Raw genomic sequence first — 14,421 nt, 5'->3', positions numbered from 1 at the left:
CATTGAATGCACCCTTTTTGCCCATATGTAAATACCATACTATTTTACGATATCTTTAAGGGCTTTACCTGGTTTAAAAGCAGGTACTTTACTTGCTGGAATTTCAATCTCATCTCCAGTTTGTGGATTGCGCCCTTTACGTGCAGCACGTTCACGCACCTCAAAATTACCAAAACCAATTAATTGTACTTTTTCGCCATCTTTAAGTGAATCCATGATAGATTCAAAAACTGCGTCAACAGCCTTTGTTGCATCTTTTTTAGAAAGTTCACTTTTCTCTGCAACTGCATTAATTAGATCTGTCTTGTTCATGATATTCACCTCCTCCCACTACAAGCTATCTATTTCTTAACAAAGAAATATAAATAACTATTGTCATCTGTCAAAGGATGACAAGGCTTATAATAACTGAGAATCAAAGATAATTCAACAATTATTCGCGTTTCTGTAAAAAAAATTATATTTCGGTTAAGTAATTTCCAAGATAACAAGATGTTATCATATGTCATTTGTCTATGCAAGTGTTTTCAAACCTTGTTATAAAAGCAATCTCGTAGATGTAGGATGTTCGCATCTATTTATTACCTATTATTACCACAAAATTATTATTTAAACATAAAAAAGCGCAATGCTATAGCATCAACGCTTTTGTCACTTTGACTATAAAATAATCGCAATTAATCCTCCAGATCCTTCGTTAATGATCCGTTCTAAGGTCTCCTTCAACTTGAATCTAGCGTTCTCAGGCATTAGGGATAACTTAGCTTGTATTCCCTCTCTTACTATTGAACTTAAGGATCTACCAAAAATATCGGATTGCCAGATAGATAATGGGTCCTCTTCAAAGTCTTGCATTAAATATCGTACTAATTCCTCACTTTGCTTTTCGGTTCCAATAATAGGTGCAAATTCGGATTCTACTTCAACTTTAATCATATGAATAGATGGAGCAACTGCTTTTAATCGAACGCCAAATCTAGACCCTTGTCTAATAATCTCTGGTTCTTCCAATACCATATCTGAGATAGCAGGAGCAGCTACACCATAGCCTGTTTGTTTTACCATCTTCAGAGCATCTGCAATTTGATCATATTCTTTTTTCGCATTTGTAAACTCTTGCATAAGTTGTAACAGATGATCTTTACCTCTAATTTCCTCACCAACTATTTCCTTTAACACTTGATCATATAATTCATCAGGTGCATGAAGATCTATATCTGCAACACCTTCACCCATTTCAATACCCGCTAGGATGCTTGATGAATGTAGTCAAATTGATCAAATTGACCGATAACATGATCAACATCTCGGAGTCTTTTAATATCTTTTACAGTCTCTTCAATTGCATGTTGATAGTTTTTTCTTAACCAGTGTTGATCATCTAGTACTAATACCCAACTAGGTAAATTAACATTAACTTCTAAGACAGGGAATTCATAAAGTACTTCTCTAAGAACATTATTCACATCATGTTCTGTCATACTTTCTACACTCATTGATAATACCGGAATATCATATTTATCTATTAAATTTTGACGTAGCAATTCCGTTTCCTGATTGTAAGGTTGTACCGAATTAAGGATCATAATAAAAGGTTTGCCAACTTCTTTCAGCTCTTCAACAATTCTTGCTTCTGGTTCTTCATAGTCTTCTCTTGGAATTTCTCCAATACTACCATCTGTCGTAACGACAATCCCCATTGTAGAATGCTCTTGAATGACTTTTCTCGTTCCTATTTCTGCTGCGTCATGAAAGGGAATAGGTTCTTCATACCATGGAGTATGAATCATGCGCGGGCCATTTTCATCTTCAAAACCTTGTGCACCTTTCACTGTATATCCGACACAATCAACTAATCTGACGTTTACTTCTAAACCGTCTTCTACTGTTAAAGAAACAGCTTGGTTTGGAATGAATTTTGGTTCTGTGGTCATAATTGTTCTTCCTGCTGCACTCTGTGGTAATTCGTCTTGCGCTCTTAAACGGTCACTTTCATTTTTAATGTTGGGTAATACTGTTTTTTCCATAAATTTTTTAATGAATGTTGACTTTCCAGTTCTAACTGCTCCAACAACACCCAAATAAATATCACCATTTGTTCGTTTAGAAATATCCTTAAAAATATCTACCCTTTCCAAGTGATCCCCTCCCGATCTATTCGACCTCATCATCCTACTAATCTTTGACAATTCTATTCTATGATGTTGTCCTATTAAATTATGCTAATAATTCGTATATTAAATAAACTTTCATATTTTTTTAAAATAACGAATGATAAAGCTCTATCACAAGCATATGAAAAAAGGGATATTGATATGTCAATTTAAAATAAAAATACCACATCACGCATAAGGAAGAATATGCGCAGTAACTGATAAGATAATTATAACTGCGTAACAAGCCGCTCCGGCTTGTCCGCTTCCCTTTCCATGGGGTTTTCTTTTCAGCTAACTTTCTCAATCAAAGATCGCTTGGTAAAGTGGATCTTCAAAGAAAACATTCCCACAGGAGTGGAAGCGGACGCCTTCGCTCTTGATTTGCTCTACAACGATTATGAGAAATATCTTTTTGACCTTTCTAAAAGGATGATAACTATAAATGGAGATTGAAAGGCCGAAATTACTACTCATTAAATCGAGGTTATGTCACATCATCTTCCTTTTATGCAGTAGATTTTTTATCATTATGGTTAATTTTACATAAAAAGGAACTCGTTCTAGTGTAGAATGAGTTCCTCTCTTATCATATGGTAGTTATATCTTTTACCATTCTTCTTCTATATCTGGTGCGAAGACTGGTTCATTGTCTTTGATTGTAAATGGTATACTGTATGCGGGTACTACCGGGTGATCTTTAAATAAAATAGGTCTGATATCATCACCATTTTCATACTGATGATCTAGTTCCTTTAATTTTTTGTACAGCTCAATTCGATAGTCAATTAATAACTCACCATTTGTATCAATATATACCGGTAATTTATTTTCTGAGTATGGACTATTTACTTGAGGCGGTCCTTCTAAATTGAGCTCTTCAATATCTAGTTCAAAAATATTTTTCTCCACTTGTTCACCAAAAGGTGGATAAGTATGTTCACTTCTATATATGGAAAGACGCTGTTGGATTGATCTAATTTCATCAGATAAATGTAAATCAATTACTTTAACCGTTGGATTCTCTTCTACGTCCACAAGGACATACTGATAACTACCACCATTTTCAAATGCAGTCCCGGGTACAGCCTGTATTAAACCTTGTTGTTTCAATAAACTAAAATCAATTAAATACTTCTGATATAGGGGTGTATCGCTTTCTTTCGTTAAAATAGGTAATAATCCATTCTTCTGCTCCTGGTATTGATCTATTGCCAGTTGTACCATTTGTAACTGAGCATCATTAGAAATTTGATTTTGGCTTAGATTTTCAGAAGGATACATACATCCTGTAAGATAGAAAATACTAAGTAAGATAATGATTCGTTTATGTACCATTCCAATCCTTAACTCCTTCATATTAAGATGATGGTCCACTAATTACTATAAAAGCAATAATTAATCCACCAACAATTAAACATATATATGCGATAAAAGCAACAATTCCTGAGATAATTCCTTTCAATTTATATCTGCTAAGCAGTATCAATACCATTGATAGAATAAGGGCGCCCATACCACCAAAAGAAATCCACATTTTCATTAAAGCATCTGACACGAGTTGTTCATCCTTTCATATGAAATCTCAATCATCATAATTATAACATATTATTCCGATAATATTCTTACACAAATAGGTACATCCATCTTGATAAAAATGAAATTGTAAATTAAATATATATTCAGAAACATCAAAAAACCGAAGTAGAAGGGGCAAATCTACTTCGATTATGACTAAATAAGTACCCAGAATCACCCTGAAAGTGAATGCTTGTGCGATTTATTTTATGCGAAGCAATAATATCTTGCATCCTCATGTGCCTAATAATGTTAATTTTTAAATAATTTACTTAGCGAATTCATATCTTTTGGCATTTTATTATTTGTAATCGCCTTTACAATTTTATCTTCTTTTTGTTTAGAAACTGTTTTACCAGAGATATTTGCTAACTGTTTTACCAATTGCCTTACCGTTTTTTCATCAGAAAAATCGGCATTTTGTACGGATTGTGCTACTTTAAAAATATCATCTGGTTTAACATTTGATTTTTTTTGAATCTGATCAAACATATTTTGTTTAAAATCACTCAAAATAACTCCTCCTAACTACTATAGTCACATTCTATAGTATGCATAAAGGAGTAGAACAGTTAATCCATATTCCTTTTTAATAATAATGAAATATCATCAATTTCATTTGTTCGATTACGTGTCATTAAGTCATCTACTACTTCTTTTGGTGTTTTTCTTTGAAAAATAACATCATAGATCCCTGCTGTTATTGGCATGGAAACATTGTATGTTTGGGCCATTTGATTGACTGCTTCGGTTGTACTAATACCCTCAACAATCATTCCCATTTGGTCCAATACATCATCTATTGCTTGGCCCTGACCTAACAAATTACCTGCGCGCCAATTTCGACTGTGTACACTTGTACAGGTCACAATTAAATCTCCTACACCAGAAAGGCCGATAAATGTTAACGGATTTGCTCCTTTTATCGCAGCGAGGCGAGTTATTTCAGCTAATCCCCCCCGGGTTATTAATGCTGCCTTCGCATTATCGCCATAACCTAAACCATCAGAAATTCCAGCACCTAATGCAATTATATTTTTTAGGGCACCACCTAACTCGACACCAATAATATCAGAACTTGTATATACCCGAAAATAATCATTCATAAATAGATCCTGAGTATAAATGGCGGAGTGATTATTTAAAGATGCTGCTGTAACTGTTGTTGGATGTTTGACACTGACTTCTTCCGCATGACTTGGACCCGATAAGACTACTACATCATCACATAACTCAGAGAACATTTCTTCTTTAATCATTTCTGAAATGCGGAAGTGAGTAGAAGGTTCAATTCCTTTACTCCCATGGACAATAATAACTTTTTGCTTTAGTACTTTATTTAACTTTTGACAAGTTTCTCTTATTGCTTTTGTCGGAACAACTATAACAATAGACTCAACCTCATCTATTGCTAAAGCTAAATCATCATAAATACGTAATGTTTCAGGTAGTGTAACATTGGGCAAGTATTTTGAGTTTTTTCCATCTATTTCCATTCTTGCTTTTTGTTCAGAATTATGAGTCCACAAGCGTACATCGTGGTGATTGTCAGATAAAACCATCGCAAGCGCTGTACCCCCCCAGCTTCCTGCACCTAATACTGCTACTTTTGACATATGAATCACCTCTAACTTCTTCTTCGGGCATAGATTTTTATTGGGCTTCCTTCAAAACCAAAGGCTTCCCGTATTTGATTTTCCAAAAAGCGCTCATAAGAAAAATGCATTAATTCGGGATCGTTAACGAAAACAACAAATGTTGGCGGTTTTACAGCTACTTGTGTTGCATATAATATTTTTAACTTTTTCCCATGTCTAGAGGGAGTTGGATTAATGGCAAGCGCATCCATGATCACATCATTTAATACATTTGTTTCGACTCGTTTGGTATGATTCTCGCTTGCTTCAATAACTTTTGGTAAAAGGGTATGAAGACGTCTTTTAGTTATGGCAGAGAGATATACAATTGGCGCATAATCTAAAAATTGAAAATGTGCTCTTACATTCTTTTCGAATTCTTTTATCGCTTGATCATGCTGAGAGATCGTATCCCATTTATTAACGACAATAACAACTGCTTTCCCTGCTTCGTGTGCATAACCTGCTATTTTTTTATCTTGTTCAATAATCCCTGTATCAGCATCAATTAGTGTTAATACGACATCTGACCGTTCAATCGCCTTTAGGGCTCTCAATATACTGTATTTTTCAGTAGATTCATAGATTTTTCCTCTTTTCCTCATGCCCGCTGTATCAATAATAACGAAATCTTGATCATCTTTCGTGAAATTGGTGTCAATTGCATCTCTTGTTGTACCAGCAATCTCACTTACGATTACACGTTCTTCATTTAATAATGCATTAACCAACGATGATTTTCCTACATTGGGTCTGCCGATTAAACTAAAATAAATTACGTCTTCTTCTATATTTTCATTTTCTCTTTCAGGAAATAACTTTACTACTTGATCCAATAAATCTCCAAGCCCTAATCCATGAGTTCCTGATATAGGATAAGGTTCACCAAAACCTAACGCATAAAATTCGTAAATCTGTTCTCTCATTTCAAGATTATCAATTTTGTTTACAGCAAGAACAACAGGTTTATTCGATTTATATAATATTTTAGAGACTTCTTCATCTGCAGCTGTGATTCCTTCTCTGCCATTTACTAAAAAAATGATGACATCTGCTTCACGAATAGCAATCTCTGCTTGTTCTCTCATTTGAATTAATAATGGTTCATCACCTATTTCAATTCCACCAGTATCAATTAAGCGGAAATTTGTATTTAACCATTCAGCTTTTGCATATATTCGGTCTCTTGTTACACCTGGGATATCCTCTACTATTGAAATCCGTTCACCAACTAATCGATTGAATATCGTTGATTTCCCTACATTTGGCCTTCCAACTATTGCAACTACAGAACTTCTCATGAAGGCACATCCTTCCTAAATAAATTTACTTCAAAGTTGTCCCTTTATAGTTTCCCTTTACTAAATTACCACAACTAAGCTACGAAAGACAAGTTAATTCGAATTTACTTTACATAATTATATTATTGTTAATTACTAATGTTTAACAATAATATATATTTCATCACTTAACGCATGACTAATACCATCTAAAATAGCTTCAAGATTAGCAGCTACTTTATCCATTTCTTCTTTACTCTCACAAATAAATATAGAAGTACCAGCTGTTACCTTACTTGCATTAGTAGTTATCGTTGCCAAAATCGCTTTTTCCAAAACCAACATTTATCACTCCTTGTTTTGCGCCTTTGATTCAGATGGCATTCGAATAGCATTTTCTAAAACGGGTACAGAACTAATTACTTTTATTGCCTTTTTTACATCTTTGTCTTGAGGTAAAACGAATACTCCGATTCGGCCATCATCCAGATCACGTTTAATTAAGGGAACTAAAGCAGGAGTACCTGAATCACGTATTACTCCTAAAGAAATAGAGACATCATGTAAAATTGCTTGTCGTTGACCAAGATTAGCAATCGTTGAACGAACATCAAAGTTTTTAGGAGTTAAGACAAAGCCCATCCCATATTTCATAATATCAGCTTGTCTTGCTGGTAGACCAATATTCATTATGTAAATATTGTCCACATATAATCCAGCACCATCAAAAGAAACAGTCGCTTCTTTAATCGACACAATATCACCGAGCGTTGATCCACTCATATATTTCTTTATTAACAGAAAACAAATAATTGTAACAAAAATAGCAAAATAAACGTTCCATATTAAATAAGCCATTGTAACAAAAAGGGCAGTGAAAATAACCAAGTAATTTCGACTTTCAAATGCAACTGCGATCCCTTCTATATAAGTATTTCCTCTAGGTACTAATTCATAACCATCCATTTCAGTTAGGGTGCCTCGTTCCATATTTCTTACTTCTCTGAATTGTGAAGCAGCTATTGTTAAGAACGTAACAGCGGTGAATTCTTTTTCCATAATAGCTGGAACTGCTACTGCTCCTAGACTAGCAGCTATAAATCCCAATGCAATATGTATAATCTTACCATGTAGATAAGTAGGATATTGTCTGTAATCTGTTTTCAGTATTATGATCCTTGCAAGGGTCCCTATCGTTACCCCCCCAAAAAGTATCGGATATGTATACTCGTTCATGAATTCCACCTCTTTTTAAATTCGATGATTGTCACTCTGTTTTCTATTTTTACAATTAAGAATTCCCAACTATGCTGAATGGAAAGGAGTAAAAGAACGAAAAGTAAAATTAAAAAGTAATAGTGATAATTTATGGTTTGCTGTAAATTATAGCTATTGAAAATAACATCTAACAATACTTGTCCATAGGAGAGGCCGGCAATTAAGATTAGAATTTGTACATTCATTTTTTTTGCGGAAAATTTGATTATAAAAAATACAAACACTACAGCTATTAAAATGAAAGTGAAATCATTCAATATGGGGGCTCGTCAGTCTCCAAAGAAAATAAATAACATACAAATAAATTATAAAAAGTATAAAAAAGAGTTTTTTTAATGGTAGTCTGGAATAAATAATTCCTATACTAACTGAGAATACTATAACTAAAAAGCTGAGATTGACAGGAAGATCTACAATAGATATTTGATAGGGAAGTAAAATCAAACAGAAGAGCAATCCAATTGCATAAATTATTCTAATCTTCGTTTTTTGAAGAAAGAATGTTGCAAAACACCATAATAACCAGCATAACCATACAATAATAATTTGATACATTGTCATCACCTTTAACAGTATGTACTGAATTATTATTTTTTAACCATTAAAATTAAATGACAAAGTATCAGAACTAAAGTAGATAACACTTTCTATTCTTTTTCAAAAGGAAGATTATGTGCACTAACTGATGAGGTAATTATGACTTGACTTTACTGTTTAACAAGCCGCAGCGGTGTTACACCTAATATAAATCTCATAATGGCTACAAGTATGTCGCATTGTCTTCCTTATGTGCAATACGTTAATAATTAATATTAAAAAAGTGAAAGTATTTTATGTGGAAAGTTATAATAATCGACACGATAGGATTATTAAAGCATAAAAAAGCACGCTACTTTAAAGTAGCGTGCTTTTTTAAATTAGTTATTTTTGAATTTATCCAGTTTATTACCAATCATATCTCCTAATTGGAAACCTGATTGCTCATCATTGCTTTCATACTTTTTAATTTCCTTTTGATTTTGCTCTTCTTCGATTTCTTTAATGCTTAATGAAATCCGTTTATCTGACTCATTTACATCTAAAACTTTCACATTAACCTTTTGTCCCACTTCTAAAACTTCCCCGGGTGTTCCAATATGTTCTGTCGAAATTTGAGAAATATGAACTAGCCCTTCAACTCCAGGAAGTACTTCTACAAATGCCCCAAAATTAACTAAGCGTTTCACTGTTCCTTCTACAATATGATTGACGGAAATTTTTTCCTCAATATTATCCCACGGTCCAGGTTGAGTTGCCTTATGTGATAGAGAAACTTTTTCATTTTCTTTATCGATAGATAGTACTTTCACTTGTAAAGTATCTCCCTCTGAAACAAGATCGGAAGCTTTTTCTACGTGTGCATGTGCCAATTGTGAGATATGTACTAGTCCATCTAATCCACCAATATCTACAAACACACCGAAGTTAGTAATACGTTGAACAGTTCCATCTAATACTTGTCCTTCTTCAAGAGAGTCTAGCAACATTTTCTTTTTCTCTTTTGTTTCTTGCTCAATAACTGCGCGATGAGATAAAATTATTCGGTTTTGTTCTTTATCTAATTCTACAATTTTTAAAGCTAATGATTGATCTTGATAGTCCGCAAAATCTTCAACGTAGTGTGTTTCCACTAGAGAAGCAGGTATAAACCCTCTAATACCGACGTCTACGACAAGTCCACCTTTTACAACGTCACGGACTGTAGCTTCGATTATTTCATTATTTTCGAATTTCTCTTTTAATACTTCCCAAGCTTTTTCAGCAATAATTGCCTTTTTTGATAGTACAATTTCTTCATCTTCTAGTTTTTTGACTTGAAGTTCCAATTCATCTCCTTCATTCACAACATCACTGGCAGTATCGATACGCAATGCTGAAAGTTCACTGATTGGAACAATTCCTTCAACCTTATATCCGATATCTACAAGTACGTGTTTTTCTTCAACCTTAACCACTTTTCCTCGTACGATATCTCCTACTGAAAGCTCCTTAATTTCAGAAATTTCTTGATTCATTTCTTCCATGACAAAGACCTCCTTCGATTTCCTACACAAAAAACAAAAATGTGCTTTTTTCTAACTTCTAACATTTAGCATGAATTGTCAAGTTATATATCTATAAATCTAAATGTTTTTCTTGGATTTTTTTAATTTCATTCATAATTACATCTGTCACTTCTTGCGCAGAAGCTTTGTTCTTTCTTAGGGATTCCATTTCAACTGGTGAACCATAAACGACTAAAAGTGGTTCTTTACTTTTATACTGTCCTATAATTGCACAGGGTACAATAGTGGCTTGAGATCTTAAAGCAAAAAAACCTGCACCTGCCAGACCTTTCTTAATTTCACCAGTTTTACTTCTTGTTCCCTCAGGGAATAGTCCCAAAACATTCCCATCTTTTAATACCTCTAATCCTTGACGCAATGCATTTCTATCTGTCATTCCCCCCCGTTTTATAGGAAATGCATGAACATTTCTTAAAATAAATCCGAACAGCTTATTTTCAAACAGCTCTTCTTTGGCCATAAAATAAATGTCGCGAGGACAAGTCATACCAACTATTGGTGGGTCATAATTGGAGATATGATTGGAACAGATAATAACCGGCCCCCCCGTTTTCGGAATATTTTCTAGTCCCATCTCTTTCACTTTATATTTAGGTTTCAAAACAATTTTAACTACATTTTTGGCAAATTGGTAAAAACTCATAGCTAATCCCCCCCTTAATTAGAAATTGCTAAATCTAAAATCTTTTCTGCTACTTGATCAATGGATAAGTGGGTTGTATCGATCTCAATGGCATCTTCTGCCTTTTTTAATGGGGAAACTTCTCTTTCTGAATCCATTTTATCTCTTTTTTCAATCTCATTTTTAATTTGATGCAAATTAGACGGAAAACCTTTCTGTGTATTTTCTTCATGTCTTCGTTTAGCCCGTTCGCTGACACTGGCAATTAAAAACACTTTTATTTCTGCATCTGGAATGACATGGGTACCAATATCTCTGCCATCCATGACTACCGCTCTTTTATTTGCTAATTTTTGTTGTCTCTGCACCATTTCTTTTCGGACATCAGCAATACTGGCAATTATTGACACATTATTTGTCACTTGTTCTGAACGAATAGCATCCGTAACATTCTCATTATTGACAAAAACTTGTTGCTCTTTATTAATATCAATAGAAAGATTATGTAAGTGTCGAACCACTTCTTCTTTATTTTGAATATCTATATGATGATGGAGAACAGAATAGGTTAATGATCGATACATTGCTCCAGTATCAATATAAATATATCCTAATTTTTTTGCGACAATTTTTGCTACTGTACTTTTCCCTGCTGCTGCTGGTCCATCAATTGCGATTGCTATTTTTTTTTCTTTCATATGGCTTTTCTTCCTCCCAATATCCTTTTAAAGTCCTTTGCGACGTTCTTTTAATTGTTGTAAAAAACAATAGCGGACAATCAACTGTTGATCTCGCGGTTCAATGTCTTCAAACTTAATCGACAGAATATTTTTATCTTCTTTACGATCAATTATTCTGATCGCTTTACCGATGATATGTAAATACTCTAATTTATCGTCTAGAGATAATACTAACATAATATCTAAAGATTCTCCTTCCATCACTTTAAGATCTGAGTTAACTAGCACTGCCATCCCTCCACCACTAATATCATGGGTAACAGTTGTAAAAGATTCAAACGTTTGTTCTAAACTATGCACAGATACGTCTAGTAAAACACTAATACGCACAAATTCTCTTCGTTGAATTTTCTTTAAATTATCAGATTCAAATGACAACATTAAGGTTGGTATATTTTTTACTTTTCCTTTACCTATAATTTCACTGTTAAAACTGTAAATTGAATTATTATCAATAAAACTTACAACAAAATGAGTACCAACAGGAAAAATATCAGTACGATTAGTCCGTTCATTTATTGGATAATCGATAAATATTTTTTTGTTTTTGGTTTCGATTACTCGACATTTATAAGTTGTGCTCTCTTCATTAAGTTGTTCAAGTTGTAAGAAGTTGCCGATTTTTATCAAGGTTCATCCTCTTTCTGTGCTATGAATTTTGTCTTATAAAATAGATAATTTTTGGATAACGCATCTATATTATCTCAAAAAAAGAAAGAAGGAAAAGTCCTTCTTTCATACTTTTTAATATTTTATTTCAGCTTGTTTCAATTTATCTACACGTATTTCGTCTCCATTAGAAGCATCAATAAATATTTTATAAGTATCCCGATTTAGCGTACCTAAGAAAACATAGGCCATTACTTCCTCACCTATATCATTTTCGATAATAGCTAAATGATGTTCTTCTATTTTTAGATTAGAATTAACCTTTTCTCTTGCTTCTTCTTCTGTAATCCCAGATTGAGGAATCTTTCTTTCGTGGTAATTTTCTAAATAGTCTTTTGAAACAAAACCTAATACTTCAGCATTATCCAAGGCCACTTTAACTTGTATAGCATCAGGATAAATCCAGACATTTTCGTATTTTGGCACAAACTGAAACACACCGACATTATCATATTGATTACTTTCCATCATAGCTAAATCAGCCGTGAAGTCTAATTCTGATAAATATTTCTCAGCTGCTTTCATCGCTTCATGCAAACTTTTATTCGATTCAGATACCTCACGATTTATCATTAAAGTAAGCGGATATCCACCTTGTTGTGTTATATCAATATATCCTGATTTATTGTCTTGTTTAAAAGATCCGCTGAATAAAGGTAAATTTGCTCCCTTTCCTGTACCAGCAATCGTTAACTCTGTTTCATTATCTATTTGAAGTAATGTACGCATCTTCTTCTTTGCGTCTTCTTCCGATATTTTTTCTTTACCTAACATCTTAAAACCATCTTTTTTGCTGGATGTTCCCATTAAACTTGCATTTAATTTCCCTTCCGAATAGCCCTCTACGTTTTTTTCTACTGTTTTAAATCCGTCTATAATCGTATTATCAGCTTGTTGATCATTATTTACTAAAGCTAACTGAACATCCATCCATCGTAAATTTTCTTTTAAAGCTATATTTTGGACTTTTCTAAGTTCTGACTCAATATCTCCTGACATTTCATATAACGACTCTAATGTATTTATTTCGTCTTCTGATAAAGGTTCTTTATCCAGATCTCTTATTGCTACTCGATAACTAAAATCACCCATTTGTGATAAAAATTCTTCTGTTTTATTAAATGGAATTAGTATTAATGGCAGTTGACCAACATCATTATGTGCCATGGAGGTTAATCGCCATATTTCTGCTAGTTGAGGAGACAATTGTTTTCTTGAGTTCATTGCTAAGGTTGAGCCAATTTTATCATGTAACAAATCTAAATTATAAGTAAGCTCATGGAAAGATCTTTGATAATTATTTTCTGCTTGAATTAGAATTGCATTTTTTTCCTGGTGCTCTTGATAACCCCAAACTGAAACACCAATTATTCCAATACTTAATACTGTAATAAATATCCAACGAAACATATTTCCACCTCCAATTATTACATACAGAATATGTGTTTCCCAATTCTTTTAATTTGTGGACGGGACCAAATCCATCCAGATGTTGCGGTATTAGGATTAAAATAATAGACTGCTTCACCTGTAGGATCCCAGCCGTTAATTGCATCTAATACTGCTCTCTTTGCGGAGTCATTGGGAGTTAAATAAATTTGACCATCCGCTACTGCTGTAAATGCGCGTGGTTCAAAAATGACACCTGAAACCGTATTAGGAAAAGTTGGACTTTCTACTCTATTTAGAATAACCGCCGCTACTGCTACTTGCCCTTCAAAGGGTTCACCCCCCCTTGCTTCTCCGTAGACAGCATTTGCCATTATCTGTATATCGTTTTGAGAAAAACCTTGTGGTATATTTACAGCTGTTGGTTGTAAATCTGCCTCTGCAGTTTTGTTTGGTTGCTGCTCTTGTTGTGGTTTATTACCTGTTGAGCCTTGGTTCAAATTAGATTGATTTGAGTCCGTTTGCTTCTGCTTATCAACTCCACCATAATGAGAGAATTTCTTCCCTTGTTGAATTTGCTGATGTACAAATTTTTTATCAAATTCACTTGCCTTTTCCAGTTTTTGTTTTGTTGTTTGTCCTGCCATTCCATCTATCTCCAGACCAAATTCGTATTGAAAATTACGCAATGCCCAATACGTACCCCAACCGAAAACTCCATCAATTTTTCCATTATAGTAGCCTAAGTATTGTAACCTCGCTTGTAACTCAATTACATCATCACCAGTTGCTCCTTGTTGAATAATCTGATTGGAGAAACCCTTCACTTTATTATCGTCTTCTATATTAACGATAAAGATTGAAAATATGATAAAGAATAGGGTACATACCGTTATCTTTTTTAACATGAAAGCTAACCTCCATCTAATAGTCTAAGTGATTTCTATTTATGGTTAGCTTTTAATAAATA

The 14,421-nt window shown here is 33.6% G+C and carries 16 protein-coding genes and 1 pseudogene; all 17 read right to left on the bottom strand.

Going from position 1 to position 14,421, the window contains the following annotated elements; all coding sequences use genetic code 11:
* Positions 1-39: 39 nt before the first annotated feature.
* A complete protein-coding gene (gene hbs / locus JCM21714_RS01250; RefSeq protein ID WP_035721086.1) occupies positions 40-312 on the bottom strand; it encodes a non-specific DNA-binding protein Hbs in 273 nt (90 codons plus the stop codon).
* A 348-nt stretch (positions 313-660) separates the two neighbouring features.
* Positions 661-2,138: pseudogene (spoIVA, locus tag JCM21714_RS01245) on the bottom strand (stage IV sporulation protein A).
* A gap of 624 nt (positions 2,139-2,762) precedes the next feature.
* Positions 2,763-3,491, bottom strand: coding sequence for a YphF family lipoprotein (locus JCM21714_RS01240; RefSeq protein ID WP_084040534.1), 729 nt, complete (start codon positions 3,489-3,491; stop codon positions 2,763-2,765).
* A gap of 22 nt (positions 3,492-3,513) precedes the next feature.
* Positions 3,514-3,711 carry a DUF2768 domain-containing protein gene (locus JCM21714_RS01235; protein ID WP_035721081.1) on the bottom strand — a complete coding sequence of 66 codons (198 nt, stop codon included), beginning with the start codon at positions 3,709-3,711 and terminating at the stop codon, positions 3,514-3,516.
* Positions 3,712-3,983: 272 nt separating this feature from the next.
* Positions 3,984-4,244: a stage VI sporulation protein F gene (locus JCM21714_RS01230; protein ID WP_035721079.1), complete on the bottom strand. Its 261-nt coding sequence runs from the start codon at positions 4,242-4,244 to the stop codon at positions 3,984-3,986.
* 59 nt (positions 4,245-4,303) lie between these two features.
* Positions 4,304-5,347 carry an NAD(P)H-dependent glycerol-3-phosphate dehydrogenase gene (locus tag JCM21714_RS01225; protein WP_035721800.1) on the bottom strand — a complete coding sequence of 348 codons (1,044 nt, stop codon included), beginning with the start codon at positions 5,345-5,347 and terminating at the stop codon, positions 4,304-4,306.
* 11 nt (positions 5,348-5,358) lie between these two features.
* Complete coding sequence (gene der / locus JCM21714_RS01220) at positions 5,359-6,669, bottom strand: ribosome biogenesis GTPase Der (RefSeq protein WP_035721075.1); 1,311 nt, start codon at positions 6,667-6,669, stop codon at positions 5,359-5,361.
* A gap of 135 nt (positions 6,670-6,804) precedes the next feature.
* Entirely contained in the window at positions 6,805-6,990 is a 186-nt protein-coding gene (locus tag JCM21714_RS01215) for a capping complex subunit for YIEGIA (protein WP_035721073.1), read from the bottom strand.
* A gap of 6 nt (positions 6,991-6,996) precedes the next feature.
* The gene (locus JCM21714_RS01210) at positions 6,997-7,884 is read right to left on the bottom strand and encodes a YIEGIA family protein (protein ID WP_035721069.1); all 888 of its coding nucleotides are present in this window, start codon (positions 7,882-7,884) and stop codon (positions 6,997-6,999) included.
* Positions 7,881-8,183: a YphA family membrane protein gene (locus JCM21714_RS20685; RefSeq protein WP_035721065.1), complete on the bottom strand. Its 303-nt coding sequence runs from the start codon at positions 8,181-8,183 to the stop codon at positions 7,881-7,883. The genes JCM21714_RS01210 and JCM21714_RS20685 overlap by 4 nt, the downstream gene beginning before the upstream one ends.
* The gene (locus JCM21714_RS24625) at positions 8,176-8,481 is read right to left on the bottom strand and encodes a YphA family membrane protein (RefSeq protein ID WP_439644438.1); all 306 of its coding nucleotides are present in this window, start codon (positions 8,479-8,481) and stop codon (positions 8,176-8,178) included. The genes JCM21714_RS20685 and JCM21714_RS24625 overlap by 8 nt, the downstream gene beginning before the upstream one ends.
* A 362-nt stretch (positions 8,482-8,843) precedes the next feature.
* A complete protein-coding gene (gene rpsA, locus JCM21714_RS01200) occupies positions 8,844-9,989 on the bottom strand; it encodes a 30S ribosomal protein S1 (RefSeq protein WP_035721061.1) in 1,146 nt (381 codons plus the stop codon).
* 91 nt (positions 9,990-10,080) lie between these two features.
* Positions 10,081-10,674, bottom strand: a complete 594-nt coding sequence (locus tag JCM21714_RS01195) for a lysophospholipid acyltransferase family protein (RefSeq protein ID WP_035721058.1) — start codon at positions 10,672-10,674, stop codon at positions 10,081-10,083.
* 14 nt (positions 10,675-10,688) lie between these two features.
* Positions 10,689-11,351 (bottom strand): (d)CMP kinase, encoded by a 663-nt coding sequence (cmk, locus tag JCM21714_RS01190; protein WP_035721055.1) that lies wholly within the window; start codon positions 11,349-11,351, stop codon positions 10,689-10,691.
* A 27-nt stretch (positions 11,352-11,378) separates the two neighbouring features.
* A complete protein-coding gene (locus JCM21714_RS01185; protein WP_035721051.1) occupies positions 11,379-12,023 on the bottom strand; it encodes a flagellar brake protein in 645 nt (214 codons plus the stop codon).
* Positions 12,024-12,137: 114 nt separating this feature from the next.
* A complete protein-coding gene (gene ypeB / locus JCM21714_RS01180) occupies positions 12,138-13,472 on the bottom strand; it encodes a germination protein YpeB (RefSeq protein WP_035721048.1) in 1,335 nt (444 codons plus the stop codon).
* A gap of 17 nt (positions 13,473-13,489) precedes the next feature.
* A complete protein-coding gene (gene sleB / locus JCM21714_RS01175; RefSeq protein WP_052000318.1) occupies positions 13,490-14,359 on the bottom strand; it encodes a spore cortex-lytic enzyme in 870 nt (289 codons plus the stop codon).
* Positions 14,360-14,421: the final 62 nt, after the last annotated feature.

Source organism: Gracilibacillus boraciitolerans JCM 21714 (assembly GCF_000521485.1).
In the GTDB taxonomy this organism is placed as follows: domain Bacteria; phylum Bacillota; class Bacilli; order Bacillales; family Amphibacillaceae; genus Gracilibacillus; species Gracilibacillus boraciitolerans.
This window is presented reverse-complemented; position numbering and strand designations above follow the sequence as displayed.

What these genes read in the sequence shown, in the direction of transcription:
- hbs (WP_035721086.1), bottom strand. Translation starts at nt 312, where the DNA reads ATGAACAAGACAGATCTAATTAATGCAGTTGCAGAGAAAAGTGAACTT.
- JCM21714_RS01210 (WP_035721069.1), bottom strand. Translation starts at nt 7,884, where the DNA reads ATGAACGAGTATACATATCCGATACTTTTTGGGGGGGTAACGATAGGG.
- cmk (WP_035721055.1), bottom strand. Translation starts at nt 11,351, where the DNA reads ATGAAAGAAAAAAAAATAGCAATCGCAATTGATGGACCAGCAGCAGCA.
- JCM21714_RS24625 (WP_439644438.1), bottom strand. Translation starts at nt 8,481, where the DNA reads ATGTATCAAATTATTATTGTATGGTTATGCTGGTTATTATGGTGTTTT.
- JCM21714_RS01195 (WP_035721058.1), bottom strand. Translation starts at nt 10,674, where the DNA reads ATGAGTTTTTACCAATTTGCCAAAAATGTAGTTAAAATTGTTTTGAAA.
- rpsA (WP_035721061.1), bottom strand. Translation starts at nt 9,989, where the DNA reads ATGGAAGAAATGAATCAAGAAATTTCTGAAATTAAGGAGCTTTCAGTA.
- JCM21714_RS01240 (WP_084040534.1), bottom strand. Translation starts at nt 3,491, where the DNA reads ATGGTACATAAACGAATCATTATCTTACTTAGTATTTTCTATCTTACA.
- der (WP_035721075.1), bottom strand. Translation starts at nt 6,669, where the DNA reads ATGAGAAGTTCTGTAGTTGCAATAGTTGGAAGGCCAAATGTAGGGAAA.
- sleB (WP_052000318.1), bottom strand. Translation starts at nt 14,359, where the DNA reads ATGTTAAAAAAGATAACGGTATGTACCCTATTCTTTATCATATTTTCA.
- ypeB (WP_035721048.1), bottom strand. Translation starts at nt 13,472, where the DNA reads ATGTTTCGTTGGATATTTATTACAGTATTAAGTATTGGAATAATTGGT.
- JCM21714_RS01225 (WP_035721800.1), bottom strand. Translation starts at nt 5,347, where the DNA reads ATGTCAAAAGTAGCAGTATTAGGTGCAGGAAGCTGGGGGGGTACAGCG.